The organism is Paracoccus angustae (assembly GCF_042648745.1).
Taxonomy (GTDB): domain Bacteria; phylum Pseudomonadota; class Alphaproteobacteria; order Rhodobacterales; family Rhodobacteraceae; genus Paracoccus; species Paracoccus angustae.
In genome coordinates this window covers 26,794-44,669 of the sequence record NZ_JBHRXY010000001.1, presented here as the reverse complement: position 1 = coordinate 44,669, position 17,876 = coordinate 26,794, and the positions used below count along the sequence as shown (strand labels likewise).

The 17,876-nt window shown below is 69.7% G+C and carries 18 protein-coding genes; 5 read left to right on the top strand and 13 right to left on the bottom strand.

What is annotated here, in order from left to right; translation table 11 throughout:
- Positions 1–8: 8 nt before the first annotated feature.
- From panC to ACFOM8_RS00200, 3 genes are all read left to right on the top strand, one after another.
- A complete protein-coding gene (panC, locus tag ACFOM8_RS00210; RefSeq protein WP_377758255.1) occupies positions 9–875 on the top strand; it encodes a pantoate--beta-alanine ligase in 867 nt (288 codons plus the stop codon).
- Positions 865–1,674: a 3-methyl-2-oxobutanoate hydroxymethyltransferase gene (gene panB / locus ACFOM8_RS00205; protein WP_377758254.1), complete on the top strand. Its 810-nt coding sequence runs from the start codon at positions 865–867 to the stop codon at positions 1,672–1,674. The genes panC and panB overlap by 11 nt, the downstream gene beginning before the upstream one ends.
- Before the next feature lie 69 nt (positions 1,675–1,743).
- Positions 1,744–2,319, top strand: coding sequence for a LysE family translocator (locus ACFOM8_RS00200; RefSeq protein WP_377758253.1), 576 nt, complete (start codon positions 1,744–1,746; stop codon positions 2,317–2,319).
- Here the strand turns inward: ACFOM8_RS00200 and ACFOM8_RS00195 are convergent.
- Complete coding sequence (locus ACFOM8_RS00195; RefSeq protein ID WP_377758252.1) at positions 2,316–3,479, bottom strand: MFS transporter; 1,164 nt, start codon at positions 3,477–3,479, stop codon at positions 2,316–2,318. The genes ACFOM8_RS00200 and ACFOM8_RS00195 overlap by 4 nt on opposite strands.
- A gap of 37 nt (positions 3,480–3,516) precedes the next feature.
- On the bottom strand, positions 3,517–4,518 hold the full coding sequence (locus tag ACFOM8_RS00190) for a 2-hydroxyacid dehydrogenase (RefSeq protein ID WP_377758251.1): 1,002 nt from the start codon (positions 4,516–4,518) through the stop codon (positions 3,517–3,519).
- 170 nt (positions 4,519–4,688) lie between these two features.
- On the opposite strand from ACFOM8_RS00190, the gene ACFOM8_RS00185 reads away from it, so the two are divergent.
- Positions 4,689–5,252 (top strand): SH3 domain-containing protein, encoded by a 564-nt coding sequence (locus ACFOM8_RS00185; RefSeq protein ID WP_377758250.1) that lies wholly within the window; start codon positions 4,689–4,691, stop codon positions 5,250–5,252.
- Between the two features lie 239 nt (positions 5,253–5,491).
- On the opposite strand, the gene ACFOM8_RS00180 is transcribed toward ACFOM8_RS00185, so the two are convergent.
- The 8 genes from ACFOM8_RS00180 to ACFOM8_RS00145 form a co-directional block, all read right to left on the bottom strand.
- On the bottom strand, positions 5,492–7,516 hold the full coding sequence (locus ACFOM8_RS00180; protein ID WP_377758249.1) for a M3 family metallopeptidase: 2,025 nt from the start codon (positions 7,514–7,516) through the stop codon (positions 5,492–5,494).
- A gap of 23 nt (positions 7,517–7,539) precedes the next feature.
- Complete coding sequence (locus ACFOM8_RS00175) at positions 7,540–8,580, bottom strand: HesA/MoeB/ThiF family protein (RefSeq protein WP_377758248.1); 1,041 nt, start codon at positions 8,578–8,580, stop codon at positions 7,540–7,542.
- A 5-nt stretch (positions 8,581–8,585) separates the two neighbouring features.
- Positions 8,586–9,041 carry a dUTP diphosphatase gene (gene dut, locus ACFOM8_RS00170; RefSeq protein WP_377758247.1) on the bottom strand — a complete coding sequence of 152 codons (456 nt, stop codon included), beginning with the start codon at positions 9,039–9,041 and terminating at the stop codon, positions 8,586–8,588.
- Between the two features lie 45 nt (positions 9,042–9,086).
- Positions 9,087–9,869, bottom strand: coding sequence for a crotonase/enoyl-CoA hydratase family protein (locus ACFOM8_RS00165; protein ID WP_377758246.1), 783 nt, complete (start codon positions 9,867–9,869; stop codon positions 9,087–9,089).
- Complete coding sequence (locus tag ACFOM8_RS00160) at positions 9,862–10,725, bottom strand: hydroxymethylglutaryl-CoA lyase (RefSeq protein WP_377758245.1); 864 nt, start codon at positions 10,723–10,725, stop codon at positions 9,862–9,864. The genes ACFOM8_RS00165 and ACFOM8_RS00160 overlap by 8 nt, the downstream gene beginning before the upstream one ends.
- Positions 10,718–11,437, bottom strand: a complete 720-nt coding sequence (locus tag ACFOM8_RS00155) for a glutathione S-transferase family protein (protein WP_377758244.1) — start codon at positions 11,435–11,437, stop codon at positions 10,718–10,720. Before ACFOM8_RS00155 ends, ACFOM8_RS00160 begins: the two co-directional genes overlap by 8 nt.
- Positions 11,430–13,358, bottom strand: coding sequence for an ATP-binding protein (locus ACFOM8_RS00150; protein WP_377758243.1), 1,929 nt, complete (start codon positions 13,356–13,358; stop codon positions 11,430–11,432). Before ACFOM8_RS00150 ends, ACFOM8_RS00155 begins: the two co-directional genes overlap by 8 nt.
- 162 nt (positions 13,359–13,520) lie before the next feature.
- On the bottom strand, positions 13,521–15,125 hold the full coding sequence (locus tag ACFOM8_RS00145; RefSeq protein ID WP_377758242.1) for a carboxyl transferase domain-containing protein: 1,605 nt from the start codon (positions 15,123–15,125) through the stop codon (positions 13,521–13,523).
- A gap of 134 nt (positions 15,126–15,259) precedes the next feature.
- Here ACFOM8_RS00145 and ACFOM8_RS00140 point away from each other — a divergent pair, with 134 nt between their 5' ends.
- The gene (locus tag ACFOM8_RS00140; protein ID WP_377759147.1) at positions 15,260–15,871 is read left to right on the top strand and encodes an OmpW/AlkL family protein; all 612 of its coding nucleotides are present in this window, start codon (positions 15,260–15,262) and stop codon (positions 15,869–15,871) included.
- A 56-nt stretch (positions 15,872–15,927) separates the two neighbouring features.
- Here ACFOM8_RS00140 and ACFOM8_RS00135 read toward each other — a convergent pair whose 3' ends face one another.
- Genes ACFOM8_RS00135 through ACFOM8_RS00125 form a run of 3 tightly spaced genes read right to left on the bottom strand, consistent with a single transcriptional unit; the run spans position 15,928 to position 17,820 of the window.
- A complete protein-coding gene (locus ACFOM8_RS00135; RefSeq protein WP_377758241.1) occupies positions 15,928–16,131 on the bottom strand; it encodes a lysozyme inhibitor LprI family protein in 204 nt (67 codons plus the stop codon).
- A complete protein-coding gene (locus ACFOM8_RS00130; protein ID WP_377758240.1) occupies positions 16,124–16,660 on the bottom strand; it encodes a lysozyme inhibitor LprI family protein in 537 nt (178 codons plus the stop codon). Before ACFOM8_RS00130 ends, ACFOM8_RS00135 begins: the two co-directional genes overlap by 8 nt.
- Positions 16,660–17,820: an isovaleryl-CoA dehydrogenase gene (locus ACFOM8_RS00125; protein ID WP_377758239.1), complete on the bottom strand. Its 1,161-nt coding sequence runs from the start codon at positions 17,818–17,820 to the stop codon at positions 16,660–16,662. Before ACFOM8_RS00125 ends, ACFOM8_RS00130 begins: the two co-directional genes overlap by 1 nt.
- Positions 17,821–17,876 lie beyond the last annotated feature (56 nt).

The following is a 17,876-nucleotide window of genomic DNA, read 5'->3' as shown; positions in this document are numbered from 1 at the left end:
GGGACGGAATGCAGATTTGCCGCGACAAGCAGGCCATGCGCGACTGGCGTCAAGGCCAGGGCCGCGTGGCCCTGGTGCCCACCATGGGCGCGCTGCATGACGGGCACCTGTCGCTGGTGGCCCAGGCCCGCCGCTGGCTGGACGCCCGGGGCGGCGGGCGGATCGTCACCTCGATCTTCGTGAACCCCACCCAGTTCGGCCCCCACGAGGATCTGGCGACCTACCCGCGGGACGAGGAAAACGACCTGGGCCTACTGCGGCAGGCAGGCTGCGACGCGGTGTTCCTGCCGGCCGTGGACGACATCTATCGCCCCGGCGCGCAAACGGCGGTCGAGGTCACGGACCTGTCGCGGATGCTGATGGGCCGGCTGCGGCCCGGCCATTTCCGGGGAGTGGCGACGGTGGTGACGAAGCTGTTCAACATCGTCCGGCCCGACGCGGCGGCCTTTGGCGAAAAGGATTACCAGCAGCTTGCCGTGATCCGGCAGATGGTGGCGGACCTGGATGTCCCGGTCGAAATCCTGCCCGTGCCCACCGTGCGAGAGGCCGACGGCCTTGCCATGTCCTCGCGCAACCGCCGCCTGTCGCCCGCCCAGCGGGCAGCGGCCCCGGTGCTGAACCGCGCCCTGGACCGCGCCCGGCAGATGGTGGCCGAGGGTGCGGGCCTTTCTGCCGTCCGGGCCGAGCTGCGCCGCATCATCGGGGCGGAACCCCTGGCCCAGATCCGCTCCATCGACATCCGCGATGCCGCCACCCTGTCGCGCATCGCCACCATCCAGCGCCCGGTGGTGATCCTGCTGGCCGTCCGCTTCGGCGACGTGCTGCTGATCGACCAGCGTGTCGCCCATCCGAAAGGCGCCCCCGATGTCCGTTGAAACCCGCACCAAGCGCGTCACCGCGCCCGAGATCACGTCCCGCAAGGGGGCGACCCCCATCGTCGCGCTGACCGCCTATACCGCGCCCATGGCCGCGATGGTGGACGCCCATGCCGACCTGATCCTGGTCGGCGACAGCCTGGGCATGGTGGTTCACGGCCTGCCCTCGACCGTGGGCGTGACGGTCGAGATGATGATCCTGCACGGCCAGGCGGTCGTGCGCGGCAGCCAGCGCGCCATGGCGGTCGTGGACATGCCCTTCGGCAGCTATGAGGAAAGCCCCCAGCAGGCCTTCCGCAACGCCGCGCGCATCATGGGCGAAACGGGCTGCGGGGCCGTCAAGCTGGAGGGCGGCAGCCGCATGGCGCCCACGATCCGCTTTCTGACCGAACGCGGCATCCCGGTGATGGGCCATGTCGGCCTGCTGCCGCAGGCGACGCATACGCTGGGAGGCTTCAAGACCCAGGGACGCGACGCGGACAGCTGGGCGCGCCACATCCAGGACGCGGCCGACGTGGCCGAGGCGGGCGCATTCGCCATCGTGGTCGAGGGGGTCGTGGAACCGTTGGCCGTGCGCATGACGGAATCGGTCGCGGTGCCCACCATCGGCATCGGCGCGTCCGCCCGCTGCGACGGGCAGATCCTGGTGCTGGACGACATGCTGGGCCTGTCCGCCCGCGTGCCGCGCTTCGTGCGCCGGTTCGCGGATCTGGGCGCGCAGGCGGACCGCGCCATTGCAGACTATGCCGCCGCCGTCCGCGCGCGGAGCTTTCCGGCCGAGGACAACGTCTATCGCTGATTGATCCGGATCAAGGCCGCCCCGCCCCGGGGCCGATATTCCCGTGGCGGACCGACGCGAGGAACGACCATGACCCTTGCCGCCTTTCTGTCCGCCATTCTGGGCCTTCTGCTGACGCCCGGCCCCACCAACACGCTGATGGGCCTTGCCGGTGCCTCGACCGGGTTCCTCCGGGCGATGCGCCTGATTCCGGCCGAGCTTCTGGGCTACGTGACGGCGATCCTGCCGCTGGCTTTTGTCGGCCACGGGCTGATGGCGCACTATCCCCTGGCCGGCCATGCGATCAAGCTGGCGGCGGCGGCATGGGTGATGTTCCTTGCGATCAAGCTGTGGGGCCGCGGACCCCTGGCCGATGCGGGGGGCGAGGTCACCGCATGGCGGATCTGTCTGACAACCATGCTGAACCCCAAGGCGCTGATCATCGGCCTTGTGCTGTTGCCTCCTTCGGCCGCGCCCGAGTTCCTGTCGCGGCTGGCCCTGTTCTGCCTGGTGGCGGCGGGCGTGGCGATGATCTGGGGCGGAGCCGGAGCCCTGGCCCGCCAAGGCGGCGCGGGCACGGGGCGGTTGCGGGCCGTTCGGCGCGCCGCCTCCGTTTGGCTGACGATGGTGTCGGTGATGCTGGTCGCGGGCGTCGTGCGCCCCTAGGCGCCGCCATCGAAATCGGCCGTCCGCGCCAGGCGCGACAACAGCAGCGGCACCAGAAGCAGCAGCGACAACGCCAGAAAGATCACCGAAAAGCTCATCCGCTCGGCCAGAAAGCCGATGCTGCCGGGCGCCAGCAGGATCCCCGAATAGCCCATGGTGGTGACGACCGACAGCCCCACGCCGTGCGCCAGCCCCGGCAGGTTGCCCGCCGCCGAAAAGGCGATCGGCACCATGTTGGCGATGCCGATGCCCGCCAGCCCGAACCCGGCGATCGCCGTCCCCGGCGAGTGCGCCAGCGCCGCCAGCGCCAGCCCCGCCATGGCGATGGCCGTGCTGATCCGCAGCGTCCTGACCGCGCCGAAGCGGCCGCGGATGCCATCGCCCAGAAAGCGCATCACCGCCATGGTCCCTGCGCAAGCGGCAAAGCCCCACCCCGCCAAGGCCAGCGAGGCGCCCATTTCGCGGCGCAGGTAAACCGCCGCCCAGTCGAGGATCGCGCCCTCCGGGATCATCGAGGCCAGCGCCATCACCCCGATCAGGTAAGGCAGCGGCGTGCGCGGCAGCCGCAGCGGCTGGTGCTTGTGTCCGCCCGGGGGGCTGTCGCGCAGCAGGCGCGGAAAGGCCAGGGCCAGGATCGCCGCAACGATCAGCGTCACGACAACGGCATGGGTCAGCTCGCCCAGGGTTTGGATGGCAATGCCCCCCGTCCCGGCGCCCGCCAGCCCGCCCAGGGACCAGAAGCCGTGGCAGGACGACATGATCGCGCGGCGCCGGGCGCGCTCGACCGCCACGGCGTTGGCGTTCATCGCGACATCCATGCCGCCGATCAGCCCGCCGAAGGCCAGAACGGTGATCGCCACGGCCCAGACCGTCGGCGCCAGCGAGATCCAGATCAGGCTGGGCGCGAACAGCGTCGCCGCCAGCCTGACGGCGTGGGCCGACCCCCGCCTTGCCACCAAGGCCCCGAAAACCGGCATCAGGCAGATCGACCCGATCCCGAGCGCCAGCACCAGAAGCCCCGCGACGGATTCGCCGATCCCCAGCCGCGCCATCATGGCGGGCAGCTTGGGCGCCCAGCTTCCGACCACCAGGCCGTTGGCGAAGAACAGCGCCGAGACGGCCCACCGCGCCCCGATCCCGGCCGTGCCTGCACCCGTCATTGTCCGCGTCCCATTCGCCATCCGGCGGCCCCCTGGACTACAACATGCTGGGCACGACCAGATCCGGGGGCCTGTGGCCGTCGGCAAAGGTCTTGATGTTGATGATCACCTTTTCGCCCATTTCGGCCCGGCCTTCGACCGTGGCGGATCCCATGTGCGGCAGCAGAACGACGTTGGGCAGTTCGCGCAGGCGGGGGTTGATCTCGTGCCCGTGCTCGAACACGTCCAGGCCTGCGCCCGCGATGTCGCCGGCGCGCAGCATCCGGGTCAGGGCGTTTTCGTCGATGACTTCCCCGCGCGAGGTGTTGACCACCACCGCCGTGGGCTTCAGCAGCTTCAGCCGCCGGGCGTTCAGCAGGTGAAAGGTGGACGGCGTATGCGGCGCGTTCACGCTGATGATGTCCATCCGCGCCAGCATCTGGTCCAGGCTTTCCCAGTAGGTCGCCTGCAAATCCTGCTCGATCTCGGGGCGCAGGCGGCGGCGGTTGTGGTAATGGACCTGCATTCCGAAGACATTGGCCCGCCGCGCCACGGCCTGCCCGATCCGGCCCATTCCCAAGATGCCGAGCCGGCGCCCGCCCACGCGCCCGCCCAGATGCGCGGTCGGCGCCCATCCGGCCCAGCGGCCCGCCTGCATCTCGGCCATGCCTTCGGGGATGCGGCGGGTGACGCCCAGGATCAGCGCCATGACCATGTCGGCCGTGTCCTCGGTCACGACGCCGGGGGTGTTCGTCACAAGAACGCCGCGCTGGCGGGCGGAATGAACGTCGATGTGATCCACGCCCGCGCCGTAATTGGCGATCAGCTTCAACCGCTCGCCCGCCTGGGCCAGCATGGCGGCGTCGATATGGTCCGTCACGGTGGGCACCAGCACATCCGCCCCGCGCATCGCCGCCGCCAGATCGTCGCGCGACATCTTGTTGTCGTCCTCGCGCAGGATCACGTCGAACAGCTCGGACATGCGCGTCTCGACCGCCTCGGGCAGGCGGCGCGTCACCGCGACGCGCAGTTTCTGGCGCGAGGGCTGCGGGCTGTGCATGATGGCCTCACTTTCTCGATGTCATGTCGCGGCGGCCTTTCAAAAGCACGCCGCTTTTGGCAAACTGCCCGCGATATGGGGCGCGCACAAGACCCCATCGGGGCGCCTTGCGGCCCGGCAAAAGGGGCAGAAGGGATCGCCAAAGGCGGTCGGCAGGAACGGACGGGTTTATGCGGATACGGACGCTATTGGGTGGCGGGGCAGCGGTTCTGGCGGCATCGGTGGGGCTGGCGCTGGCGCAGGTGGACGGCGTGCCGCAATCGGCCGACGCGCGGATCATCCGCGTCCAGGATGACGGCGGGCCGACGCGCGGTCCGGTCACGAACCTGCCGGTGCCGCGCTATGTCAGCCTGAAAGGGTCCGAGGGCAACGCCCGCCGCGGCCCCAGCCTGTCGCACCGCATCGACTGGGTGTTCCGCCATGCCGGGATGCCCTTGCGCGTGGTGGCCGAGTTCGGCCATTGGCGCCGGGTCGAGGACAAGGATGGCGCGGGCGGCTGGATCCACTATGCGCTGCTGTCGGGCGTGCGCACCGCGCTGGTGACGCAGGACATGGTGGAACTGCGCAGCCGTCCCCACCCCGACGCCGACATCGTGGCCCGGGCCGAGATGGGCGCCATCGTCCGCCTTGGCGAATGCCAGCCGGACTGGTGCCGGATTTCCGGCGGCGGGCAGCGTGGTTGGGTGCCGAAATCGGCGATCTGGGGCGTGGACCCGGACGAGGTGCGGGACTGAAGGGCTGGCCGCCCCCCGATCCCGGTGGCCCGGAACGGCGAAGGCCGACGCCCTCGCCACGCGGTGACATCACCACCTGAGCCGGACGGCCCCAAAGGTCCGGCCAGCGCCCGTCCCGCCCCTCTGGGCGGGCACCGGCCCCTCGGGGGCTTGTTGTGCAGCAAGGTTTCCGATGGAACCCGTTCACCGATGCGGGGAAACGCGATGCGATTCCTTTCTCCGCCCTTGCCGCCTGCCTGTCAGGCCAGCCCCCGCCCCCGCAGCAACGCGTCCACCCCCGGCATCCGCTGCCGGAAAGCCAGCCACAGCTGGTCCGCCGGGGCCGAACCGCCCCTGGACAGGATCGTCTCCTCCAGCCGCCGCGCGGTGGCCGGATCGAAGATGTCGCCGGTTTCCTGGAAAGCGGCAAAGGCGTCGGCGTCCATCACCTCGGACCACATGTAGCTGTAGTATCCGCTGGCATAGCTGTCGCCGCTGAACACGTGGCTGAAATGCGGCGTCGCATGGCGCATCGGGATCGCGGACGGCGCATCCAGCGCCGCCAGCACCCGCGCCTGTTCGGCCATCGGATCGGCGGGCGGCTCGCCCCGGTGAAAGGCCAGATCGACAAGCGCGCTTTCCAGGTATTCGGTGGTGGAAAACCCCGCATCCGCCTTTCCCGCCGCCAGCAGCCGGTCGCGCAACTGGGCGGGCAAGGATTCCCCGGTTTGGTAATGGCGCGCGTGGGCATCCAGCACGGCGGGCTGTTCCAGCCAGTGTTCGTAAAGCTGGCTGGGCAGTTCCACGAAGTCCTGCGCCACCGCCGTCCCGGAAATCGAGGGCCAGGTCACGTCGGACAGGATGTGATGCGTCGCGTGACCGAATTCGTGAAACAGCGTCCGCGCGTCGTCCCAGGACAGGAAGACGGGCGCGCCCGGCGCCTCGGGCGGGGTGAAGTTGCAGACGTTCACCACGATGGGCCGCTGCCCCGCGCCGATCTTGTGCTGGACCTGAAGCGCCGAACACCAGGCCCCCGACCGTTTCGAGGGACGCGCGAAGTAATCGCCCACGAAGACCGCCATCAGCCGCCCGTCCCGCATGATCCTCCAGGCCCGCGCATCGGGGGTCCACAAGGGTGCGTCGAAGGGCTGGAATTCCAGCCGGAACAGGCGGTGCGCCACGTCCATCATGGCCGCCAGCATCGCGTCCAGCGTCAGGTAGGGCTTGACCTGATCGGCGTCAAAGTCGTGGTCCCGCCGCCGCAGCCGTTCCGCGTAAAGCCGCCAGTCCCAAGGTTCCAGCGCGCCGTTCACGCCGTCCTCTCGCGCCAGGGCGGTCAGCCGGGCCTCGTCGCTGGCCGCGCGAACGCGGGCCGGTTCCCAGACCTGCCCCAGCAGATCGGCCACGCGGTCGGCGGTGCCCGCCATTTCGGGTTCCAGCTTGTAGGCCGCGAAATCGGGGTATCCCAGCAGCCGCGCGCGTTCGTGCCGCAGCGCCAGGATCTCTGCCGCCAGGGGCAGGTTGTTCGCGGCCTCGCCGCCCGCGCCCTGTCCCGTTCCCCGCGCAATCCAGGCGCGAAAGGCCATCTCGCGCAGCGAACGGTCGCCGGCATGTTCCAGGAAAGGCACGATCAGCGACCGGGACAGGGTGACGACCTGCCCCTTGATCCCGCGCGCCGCTGCCGCCGCGCGCATGGACCGGACCAGCCAGTCGGGCAGTCCGGCCAGCCGGTCGTCCGGGACCGGCAGGACGTAATCGCGTTCGTCGGCCAGCACGTTCTGGGAAAACCGCGTGGTCAGCACGGCCATGCGGGCGCGGATTTCGGCCATGCGGTCGCGGGCCGCGCCTTCCAGCCCCGCGCCCGATCGGGTCAGGCCGCGCAAGGCCAGTTCGGTGATGCGCCGATCCTCGGGCGGCAGGGTGTCCGCCGTCGCCGCGACCGCCTTGACGCGGGCGAACAGGCGGGGGTCCATTCCCGTCTTGCTGTTATAGGCCGCCAGGCGCGGAGCGAAGTCGCGTTGCAGCGCCTCGCGCGCGGGGTTCGAATCGGCGCTGGCCAAGGTGTAGAAGATGGACAGGACGCGGTTCAGCCCCTCCTCTGCGACCTCGAGCGCGGCAACGGTGTTGGCGAAGGTCGGCGCGTCGGGATTGGCGGCGATAGCCTCCATCGCGGCTTCGGCGGCGGCCAGTTCGCGGTCAAAGGCGGGAACGAAGTCCCCATCCGCGATAAGGTCGAAGCGGGGCAGCCCCTCGGGTCCGGTCCAGCGGGTCAGTTCGGGATTCATGGCGTCTCCTTGCTGCCATGAACCTAGGAAGGTTCGACGCCTCGTGCCAGACCCGATCCGCAGACCGCGCAGTCCGGGCGCCGCGCGGTGCCGATCATCCGGCTTTCGCCGTAAAGCCCGTCGAAGATCAGCATCCGCCCGCGCAGGCCCTGCCCCGCGCCGGTCAGATGCTTGATCGCCTCCATCGCCATGAGGCTGCCGACGACGCCGGGCAAGGGGCCGATTACGCCCGCCTCGGCGCAGGGCGGGGCAAGGCCCGGCGCGGGGGCCGTGGGGAACAGGCAGGACAGGCACGGCCCGCCGCGCGCAGGATCGTACAGCGTGACCTGCCCTTCCCATTGCGCGATGGCCCCGGCGATCAGCGGCACGCGGGCGGCGACACAGGCGCGGTTGATCGCGTCGCGCGCGGCAAAGCTGTCGGTGCCGTCCAGAACCAGGTCGTGCCGGGCGATCAGGTCGGCGTCGGTGTCGGTGATGCGGCGCGCCAGGGATGTCACGGCGACATGCGGATTGAGCGCGCGCATTGCCCCCGATGCGGCCTGGGCCTTGCCCTCGCCGCGCTGGTCGCTGCGAAAGATCACCTGGCGTTGAAGGTTCGAAAGGCTGACGCGGTCGTCGTCCGCGACCGTGATCCGCCCCACCCCCGCCGCCGCGAGATAAAGGCAGACCGGCGCCCCAAGCCCGCCCGCGCCGACCACCAGCACCCGTGCCTCGCGCAGGCGCATCTGGCCGGGGCCGCCGATCTCTCGCAGCACCAGGTGGCGGGCATAGCGGTCCAGTTCCGTATCGGCCATGCCTGCCTGCGGAACGGCGGGCGCTTCGGCCGGCGCCGCCCGCGCCCGCAGCCGCGCAAGCCCCCCGCGATAGGCCAGCACCAGACCCGCCAACCCCGCCGCGACCAGCCAGCCGCGCGCCGATCCGCCAAAGGTCGTTCCCATGCCCGCCAGATGGGACAGTTCGATGAGCGCCCAAACGGCGGCAAGCGCCGCCAGAAGCCACCGGCGCGGCAGGCCGAAAACCCATCCGGCCGCCGCGACCCCGACCAGCAGCCAGAACCCCAGCACCGCTCTCAGGCCCCGGTCGAGCCGAACCCGCCCGCCGCCCGCGTCGTGGTCCGGCTGAAGCTGTCGACCACCGCGAAGGCAGGACGCAGGACGGGGACGAAGATCATCTGCGCGATCCGCTCGCCCGGCCGGACGGTGATCGGCGCCGAGCCTGCGGGGTTGCGGTTCCAGGTGCTGACGAGGATCTCGCCCGTGTAATCGGGGTCGATCAGCCCGGTCGAGTTGCCCAGCACCAGCCCGCGCTTGTGGCCCTGCCCCGACCGGGGCAGCACCAGTCCGGCAAACGAGAAATCGTCGAAGGACAGCGCGATCCCGGCGCTGATCAGCACCGCCGGGGCTTGCGGGGCGATGTCCAGGGGCGCGTCGATGCAGGCGAACAGGTCGATCGCCGCCGAACCCGCCGTCTGGTAATCGGGCAGCCCCCATTCGTGGATCCGCGCGTCCAGTATCCTGACTTCCATGCCTGCCGCCCCTGCTGTCCTGCCCTCCGCAATAGCGGATGCCGGTCAGACCTGCCAGCGCGGCTTGCGCTTGTCGAAAAAGGCGGCGATGCCCTCGGGCGCCTCTTGGCCTTCCCAGACGGCGACCAGGCGGTCGATGCTGTCTTCGATCACGGCCCCGTCGATGCGGGGGCCGAGGGCGCGGCACTGCGCCTTGGCGGCGGCCACCGCGCCGGGAGCGGCCAGCAGAAAGGGCGCGACCTCGGCTTCGACCGCCGCGTCCAGGTCCTCGGGGGCGACGGCGCGGGCGGCGAGGTTCAGCGTCACCGCCTCGTCCGCGCTGAACAGGCGGGCCGAGAAGAAGACGCGCCGGGCCTTGTCCTCGCCCATGCGGGCCAGGACATAGGGGCCAATGGTGGCGGGGATCAGGCCAAGCTTCACCTCGGTCAGGCCGAAGCGCGCGGTGTTGGCGGCAATGGCGATGTCGGCAACCGCCATTATGCCGATCCCGCCGCCGAAGGCGTTGCCGTGAACGCGGGCTATCAGCGGCTTGGGCAGCAGGTTCAGCGCCGAAAGCATTCCGGCAAGGGTCCGCGCGCCCGCGCGCCGGGTTGCCGCATCGGCATCCATCTGCGCGCGCATCCAAGCAAGGTCGCCGCCCGCGCAGAAGCTGGCGCCCTCGCCCGCCAGCACGACCACGCGCACGGCGGGATCAGCGCCAAGCCGGGCTGCGGCCTGGGTCAGTTCCTCCATCATCGGCTGGGACAGGGCGTTGTGTTTGTCGGGGCGGGCCAGCCACAGCGTCGCCACGCCGCGCCCGTCGGTGTCGATGCGGATCGTGTCAAACATGGGCCGTCCCCCTGAGGCTGTGTGCGAAGGCGGCGGCTTGTTCGACGACCGCCATGTCCAGCCCATGCGAAAATCCCCGCGCTGCCAGATGCGCGGCGACCTTTTCCGTTGCCGCGTTGCCCGCCGCGCCGGGGGCATAGGGACAGCCGCCAAGCCCGCCCACAGCGGCATCAAAAACCCGCAGCCCGCGCGCGAGACTGGCGTCGATGTTCTCCAGCGCCCGGCCCGCCGTGTCGTGATAATGCCCGGCCAGCCGGTCGGCGGGCAGTTCATCCAGAACCGCCGCCAGCATGGCGTCGATGGTTTCGGGCCGTCCCTGGCCGATGGTGTCGCCCAGGCTGATCTCGTAACAGCCCAGGTCGCGCAGCGCCGCCGCGACGCGGGCCACGCCGCCGGGCGGGGTCGGGCCGTCGAAGGGGCAATCCGTCACCACGCTGACATAGCCGCGCACCGGGATCCCGTCGGCCTTCGCCGCCGCGGCCACGGGGGCCAGCCGTTCCAGGCTTTCGGCGATCGTCGCGTTCAGGTTGGCGCGGCTGAAGCCTTCGGACGCGCTGGCGAAGATCGCGACCTCGCTGGCCCGGGCGGCCTTCGCCCCTTCGTAGCCCTTCATGTTCGGGGTCAGCACGGCATAGCTGACGCCCGGAACGCGGGCGATGCCCGCCATGACCTGCGCGGCGTCCCCCATCTGCGGCACCCATTTCGGGCTGACGAAGCTGGTGACCTCGATCCGCCGGAAGCCCGCCCGCGACAGCAGGTCCACAAGCGCGATCTTGTCCGCCGCCGGAATCAGCCGCTTTTCGTTCTGCAAGCCGTCGCGCGGACCCATTTCGAAGATTTCAACCGTTTCACGCATCGGGAAGCTCGTAGAAGTCGCGCTCGTAAAGCTGCGGCTCGCCTTTCTGCGGCAGCGCGCGGCGGAAGGCGGGGCGGGCCGCGCAGCGGTCGGCATAGGCCTGCAAGGCCGGGGTGGGGCGGACAAAGCGGCCAGCGGTCCAGACCGACCAGCCGACGGCGCAGTCCACGCCCGAAAAGCCGCTGGCCATCAGCCAGTCCTGCCGCTCGACCGTTTGTTCGACCAGCCGCAGCGTGCGGGCCAGCCGCGCGGTTTCCAGCTTCATCACCGTGGGCGAGCGCGTTGCGGGATCGCGCAGCATCAGGTGGCTTTGCGTCAGGCTGGCGATGTGCTGGCCGATGGTTTCGGCGAAATGCAGCCAGTCGAGCCAGCCGAGCCGTCCCTCCTCGCCCGGCGCGCGCCACAGATGCGGGCCGCGCGTTTCGCACAGGTATTCCACCATCGCGCCCGATTCGTGGATCACGTTGCCGTCGATCTGCAACGCGGGCGCGCGGCCGACCGGATGGATGGCCGCGTATTCGGCGGCCCGCATGTCCTTGCCGCGCAGATCCATCACCCTCAGGCTGAAGGGCAGATCCAGCTCGTTCAGCAGCCACAGGATGCGCATCGACCGCGACAAGGGGACGTGCCACAGGACGATTTCCCCGCTGTCGTCCTTGACCGGGCCGCCTTGGGCGGGGGGCGGGGCGTCGGTGGGGGTGGGTTCAGGCATCGGCATCCTCCAGCCGGACCAGGGGGGCGCCGGCCTCGACCTGGTCGCCGGCGCTGGCCAGGACTTCGGCCACCACGCCGTCGCGGGCGGCGGTCAGGCTGTGCTCCATCTTCATGGCCTCCAGCACGGCCAGCCGGTCGCCCGCCTTCACGGCCTGGCCCGCGCCGACATGGACGGATTTCACCAGTCCCGGCATGGGCGACAGCGTCAGCGCGGCCCCTGCGTCCGCGTCCGCCCGCCGGTCCAGCGGGTCGAGCGGCGCCAGATGCAGGCTGCCCGCGCCGAAAACGCTGATGCCGCCGCCATGGGCGGTGATGCGGTGGCGGCACAGGCTGCCGTCCACCCACCAGCGGTCGCCCTGCCAGCGGACCTCGTGCGGCCGGCCGTCCAGGGTCACGCGCGCGGCGCCGGGGCCGAGAACCTCCAATGCGGCTTCGCCCCCTTGCCAGGCAATCGTCCGGCGAAGCGGCTGCCACAGGGTCATGCCGCCCTTGACCTGCGGATCGGCAAGGCCAGCCAGGCCGATCACCCCCAGGGCGCGGGCGGCGGGTTGGGGTTCGGACGCCGCCACAAGCGCGTCCAGGTCGCGGGCGATCAGGCCGGTATCGACGCGGCCTTCGCGGAATCCCTGATGCCGCGTCAGCGCGATCAGGAAGTCGATATTGGTGACGGTGCCCGCGACCTCGGTATCGACCAGGGCGGCTTCCAGCTTGCTGAGCGCGATGGCGCGCGTCCTGCCCCAGGTGACGACCTTGGCGATCATGGGGTCATACCAGGGGCTGATCGTGTCGCCCTGGCGCACGCCGGTTTCGTTGCGCGCAGTTTCGGCAAAGCGCAGATGCGCCAGGCGCCCGGTGGCGGGCAGGAAGCCCGCGGGCACGTCCTCGGCATACAAGCGCGCCTCGAAGGCATGGCCTTGGATCGTCAGATCCTCCTGCCGCGCGGGCAAGGGTTCGCCGCTGGCGACGCGCAGCTGCCATTCGACCAGATCGACGCCGGTGATCGCCTCGGTTACGGGATGTTCGACTTGCAGGCGGGTGTTCATCTCCATGAACCAGAAGCCGTCGGGGCGCAGGCCCTGGCTGCCGTCCACGATGAACTCGATGGTGCCGGCGCCCGCATAGCCGATGGCTTCGGCGGCGCGGACCGCCGCCTCGCCCATGGCCTGCCGCATCTCGGACGTCATGCCGGGCGCCGGGGCTTCCTCGATCACCTTCTGGTGGCGGCGTTGCAGCGAACAGTCGCGTTCGAACAGGTGAACGGCGTCGGTGCCGTCGCCAAAGACCTGGACCTCGATATGGCGGGGCTGCTGGATGTATTTCTCGATCAGGACGGCGGGATTGCCGAAGGCGGTCGCGGCTTCGCCTTGCGCCGATTGCAGGGCGCTTTCGAAGTCGGCTGCGCGTTCGACAAGGCGCATCCCCTTGCCGCCGCCGCCCGCCACGGCCTTGATCAGAACCGGATAGCCGATCAGGCCCGCCTGCGCCGCAAGATGGGCCGGATCCTGGTTTTCGCCGTGATAGCCCGGCACCACCGGCACGCCCGCCTGGGCCATCAGCGCCTTGGCGGCGTCCTTCAGCCCCATGGCGCGGATCGCACTGGCGGATGGGCCGATGAAGACCAGTCCCGCCGCCGTCACGGCATCCACGAAATCGGGGTTCTCCGACAGAAAGCCGTAGCCCGGATGGATCGCCTGCGCGCCGGTATCCAGCGCGGCCCGGATGATTGCGTCGCCGCGCAGGTAGCTGTCCTTGGGCGCGGGTCCGCCGATATGGACCGCTTCATCGGCCATGGCGACATGACGGGCGGCGCGGTCGGCGTCGGAAAACACCGCGACCGTGCGGACGCCCAGCTTGCGGCAGGTGTCGATGACGCGGCAGGCGATCTCGCCGCGGTTGGCGATCAGGATTTTCTGGAACATGGCAGGTCTCGCACAGGGCGGTGGCCGCCGGGGGCTTCGCGCCCCCGGACCCCCGCGGGATATTTCGGGTCCAAAGCAGGGCGGGTCATGCGGATCCCCTTGAAGCCGGTCCGTTCATCTTTGCCCAAATATCCCCGCCGGAGGCATCCATCATCGCCCCCGTCACATGCGGAACAGGCCGAAGCGCGTCGGCTCGATGGGGGCGTTGAGGCTGGCGCGCAGCGACAGGGCCAGAACGTCGCGGGTCTTGCGGGGGTCGATGATGCCGTCGTCCCACAGCCGTGCCGAGGCGTAGAGGGGGTGGGACTGGCGGTCGAACATCTCGATGGTGGGGCGCTTGAATTCGGCCTCGTCCTCGGGCGACCAGGTGCCGCCGGCGCGTTCGATCCCCTCGCGGCGCACGGTGGCCAGCACGCCCGCCGCCTGTTCGCCGCCCATGACGCTGATGCGCGAGTTGGGCCAGGTCCAGAGAAAGCGCGGGGAATAAGCGCGGCCCGCCATGCCGTAATTGCCCGCGCCGAAGCTGCCGCCGACCAGCACCGTGATCTTGGGCACGTTGGTCGTGGCGACCGCCGTCACCATCTTGGCGCCGTGCCGCGCGATGCCCTCGTTTTCGTATTTGCGGCCCACCATGAAGCCGGTGATGTTTTGCAGGAAGACCAGCGGGATGGACCGCTGGCTGCACAGTTCGATGAAGTGGGCGCCCTTTTGGGCGGCTTCGGAAAACAGGACGCCGTTGTTGGCGACGATGCCGACGGGGCAGCCCTCGACATGGGCGAAGCCCGTGACCAGCGTTTCGCCGAAGCGGGCCTTGAATTCGTCGAAGCGGCTGGCGTCCACCACGCGGGCGATCACCTCGCGGATGTCGTAGGGAGTGCGCAGGTCGGCGGGAACCACGCCCAGGATTTCCTCGGGGTCGTGCGCGGGGGGCTCGGGGGATTGCCAGGCCACCGTGTCGGGCATCCGGCGGTTCAGGTTGGCAATGGCGCGGCGGGCCATGGCCAGGGCGTGGGCGTCATCCTCGGCCAGATAGTCGGCCACGCCGGACAGGCGGGTGTGGACATCGCCGCCGCCCAAGTCCTCGGCGGTGACGACCTCGCCGGTGGCGGCGCGGACCAGCGGCGGGCCGGCCAGGAAGATCGTGCCCTGGTTGCGCACGATGATGGTGATGTCGGACATGGCGGGGACATAGGCGCCGCCGGCCGTGCATGACCCCATCACAACGGCGATCTGCGGGATGCCCCGGGCGCTCATCTGCGCCTGGTTGTAGAAAATGCGGCCGAAATGGTCGCGGTCGGGGAAAACCTCGTCCTGGTTGGGCAGGTTCGCGCCGCCGGAATCCACCAGATACACGCAGGGCAGGCGGCATTGCTCGGCGATTTCCTGGGCGCGCAGGTGCTTCTTGACCGACAGGGGATAATAGGTGCCGCCCTTCACGGTGGCGTCGTTGGCCACAACCATCACGTCCTGGCCATGCACCCGGCCCACGCCCGCGATCACGCCCGCGCCGGGGGCCGCGCCGTCATACATGCCATGCGCCGCCGTGGCGCCGATTTCCAGAAATGGGCTGCCCGGATCCAGCAGGTTCGCCACCCTTTCGCGCGGGGGCATCTTGCCGCGACCGACGTGACGCTCCATCGCCTTGGGTCCGCCTCCGGCAGCGGCGGCAAGGGCCGCTTCGCGCGCGACCTCCAGCAGCGCCAGATGTGCGTCGCGGTTGGCGCGGAACGTGTCCGATGTCGTCAGGGCGGCGGATGTCAGCTTCATGGCCTTTGGGTCCAGGAAAAGGCGCGACGCGATGCCGCAGCCGAGGTTTTCTTCACAGCGGTTTGATCCAGATCATGTTTTCGGCCCTGCCCCGGGTCCATGCCGCGCCCTGCAACCTTTGAAGGAGCTTCATGATGAAAACCCTGTGCCTTGCCGCCGCAGCCGCGCTGGCCGTCGTTTCGCCGGTGGCCGCGCAGCAGGCGGGCGACCTGACCGTCGGTCTGGGCATCGCCAACGTGAACCCCAAGTCCGACAACGGCGCGCTGGCGGGCGGCACAGTTCCGGTCGAGATCGGCGACAACACCCGCCCTCAGGTCACCGTCGAGTATTTCATCCGCGACAATGTCGGGGTCGAACTTCTGGGCGCCCTGCCCTTCAAGCATTCGATCAGGTCGCGCGGGACCGAGATCGGCACCGTTAAGCACCTGCCTCCGGTCGTGTCGCTGCAATACCATTTCGACGCCACCCCGCAGCTGAAGCCCTTTGTCGGCGTCGGCGTGAACTTCACCGGCTTCCATGACGCCGAATCCCGGGGTCCACTGACCGGCTCTGACCTGCGCGTGAAGAACAGCTGGGGCCTGGCCGCGCATCTGGGCACCGACTATTGGATCAACGATCGTTCGGCCGTCCGCGTTGACCTGCGCTGGATCGACATCGACGCCGATGTGACGCTGAACGGCGCCGCGATCGGCCAGGTCGAGGTGGACCCGGTCGTCGCGGGCATCGGTTACGTGACGAAGTTCTGACCCATGCGCCAGGCGCATCCCCCCGGGGGTGCGCCGCCACGCCGCCGCGCGGGCCGTCATGTCCTGTCCCGCCGATAGGCCATCAGCAGGATCACCTGCCGGGCGGTCTCGTTCAGCGTGCAGGTCGGTTCCGCCAAGGCGCCGCCCGTCCCGCCGCCGTTGGTGATCCCGTCATAGGCACAGCGCGCGTCGCGACAGGCGATCCAGTCCCGCTCCATCGCCACAAGGGCCTCGGCCCGGACCGGGAACGCCCTAGTCATGGCGCGGCTCCCACGCGCGCAGGCGCAGGTATTGCTGCGCCGTCAGGCGCAGGCTGCAATCGACGCCGGCCGGACCGGCGCCGGTGCCGCCGCCCCAGCGGCTGCCTTCGTAGGAACAGGCCGAATCGCGAAAGGCGATCCAGTCGCGTTGCATCTGGCGCAGCAGCGGCTCCTGCTTTTCGGCGGCCGATCCCAGCTCCGCCATCTCGGCATCGGCGGCCTTGGCGGCCTCCAGCACCTTGGCATAGCTGTCGTTCAGCTTCCTGTCCCAGACATCCAGTTCCTCGCCCAGGCAATAGGACATCGCCACGGTGCTGTATCCGTCGGGCGAGTCGATGCAGGGACCGGACGCCGCGCCGATGCAGGCGGCATGATCCGGCGCCGTGCCGGTCCCGGTCCCGGTCCCGGTCTGCCGGTCGGCGCTTTCCAGGCAGGCGTCGATCAGCGAGGCGTCGAAGGGCGGCCATTCGGCATCGCTCTGCGCCCAGGCGGGCGATGCCGCCAAGGCGGCCAGGGCCAGCCACCGCATCAGACCAGCCCCAGCAGTTCCCGCCCGATCAGCATCCGGCGGATTTCGCTGGTGCCCGCGCCGATCTCCATCAGCTTGGCGTCGCGGAACAGGCGGCTGACCACGCTGTCGTTGAGAAACCCGGCCCCGCCAAGCGCCTGCACGGCCTGGTGGGCCTGCACCATGGCCTGTTCGCTGGCGTAAAGCACCGCGCCCGCCGCGTCCTGGCGGGTGACGCGGCCCGCGTCGCAGGCGCGCGCGACCTCGTAGACATAGGCGCGCGCGGTGTTCAGCGCGACATACATGTCGGCGATCTTGGCTTGCATCAGTTGGAACGATCCGATCGGCTGACCGAACTGCTTGCGCTCGCGGACATAGGGCATCACCTCGTCCAGGCAGGCGGCCATGATGCCGGTACCGATGCCCGACAGGACCAGCCGTTCGTAATCCAGACCCGACATCAGCACGCGGACGCCCCGGCCTTCCTCGCCCAGGACGTTCTCGAAGGGGATTTCGCAGTTCTCGAAGATCAGCTCGCCCGTGTTCGACCCCCGCATCCCCAGCTTGTCGAAATGCGGGCCGGTGGAAAAGCCCGCCATGCCGCGTTCGACGATAAAGGCCGTGATGCCCTTGCTGCCCGCCCCGGGGTCGGTCTTGGCATAGACCACCAGGGTATGGGCATCCGGGGCGTTGGTGATCCAGTACTTGCTGCCGTTCAGCACATAACGGTCGTTCTTCTTCTCGGCCCGCAGCTTCATCGAAACCACGTCGCTGCCCGCGCCTTCCTCGGACATGGCAAGGGCGCCCACGGCCGCGCCGCTGCACAGGTCGGGCAGATACCTGCGGCGCTGTTCGTCGGTGCCGTTCAGCTTGATCTGGTTCACGCACAGGTTGGAATGCGCGCCATAGGACAGGCTGACGCTGGCCGAGGCCCGCGCGATCTCCTCGGTGGCGACCACATGGGCCAGATAGCCCATGCCCGCACCGCCGAACTCCTCGGGCACGGTGATGCCCAAAAGGCCCAGATCGCCCATTTCGGTCCACAGCTCGTTCGGAAAGGCGTTCGTGCGGTCCACCTGCGCGGCTATGGGTTTCACCCGATCCTGCGCCCAGCGGTGCACCATGTCGCGCAGGGCGTTCACATCCTCGCCCAGGTCGAACTCCATCCCACGCATGAACATCCGCAAACCCCCTTCCGGTTTATTGAACGGTCGTTCATTTCTTATAGGCCAGCGTT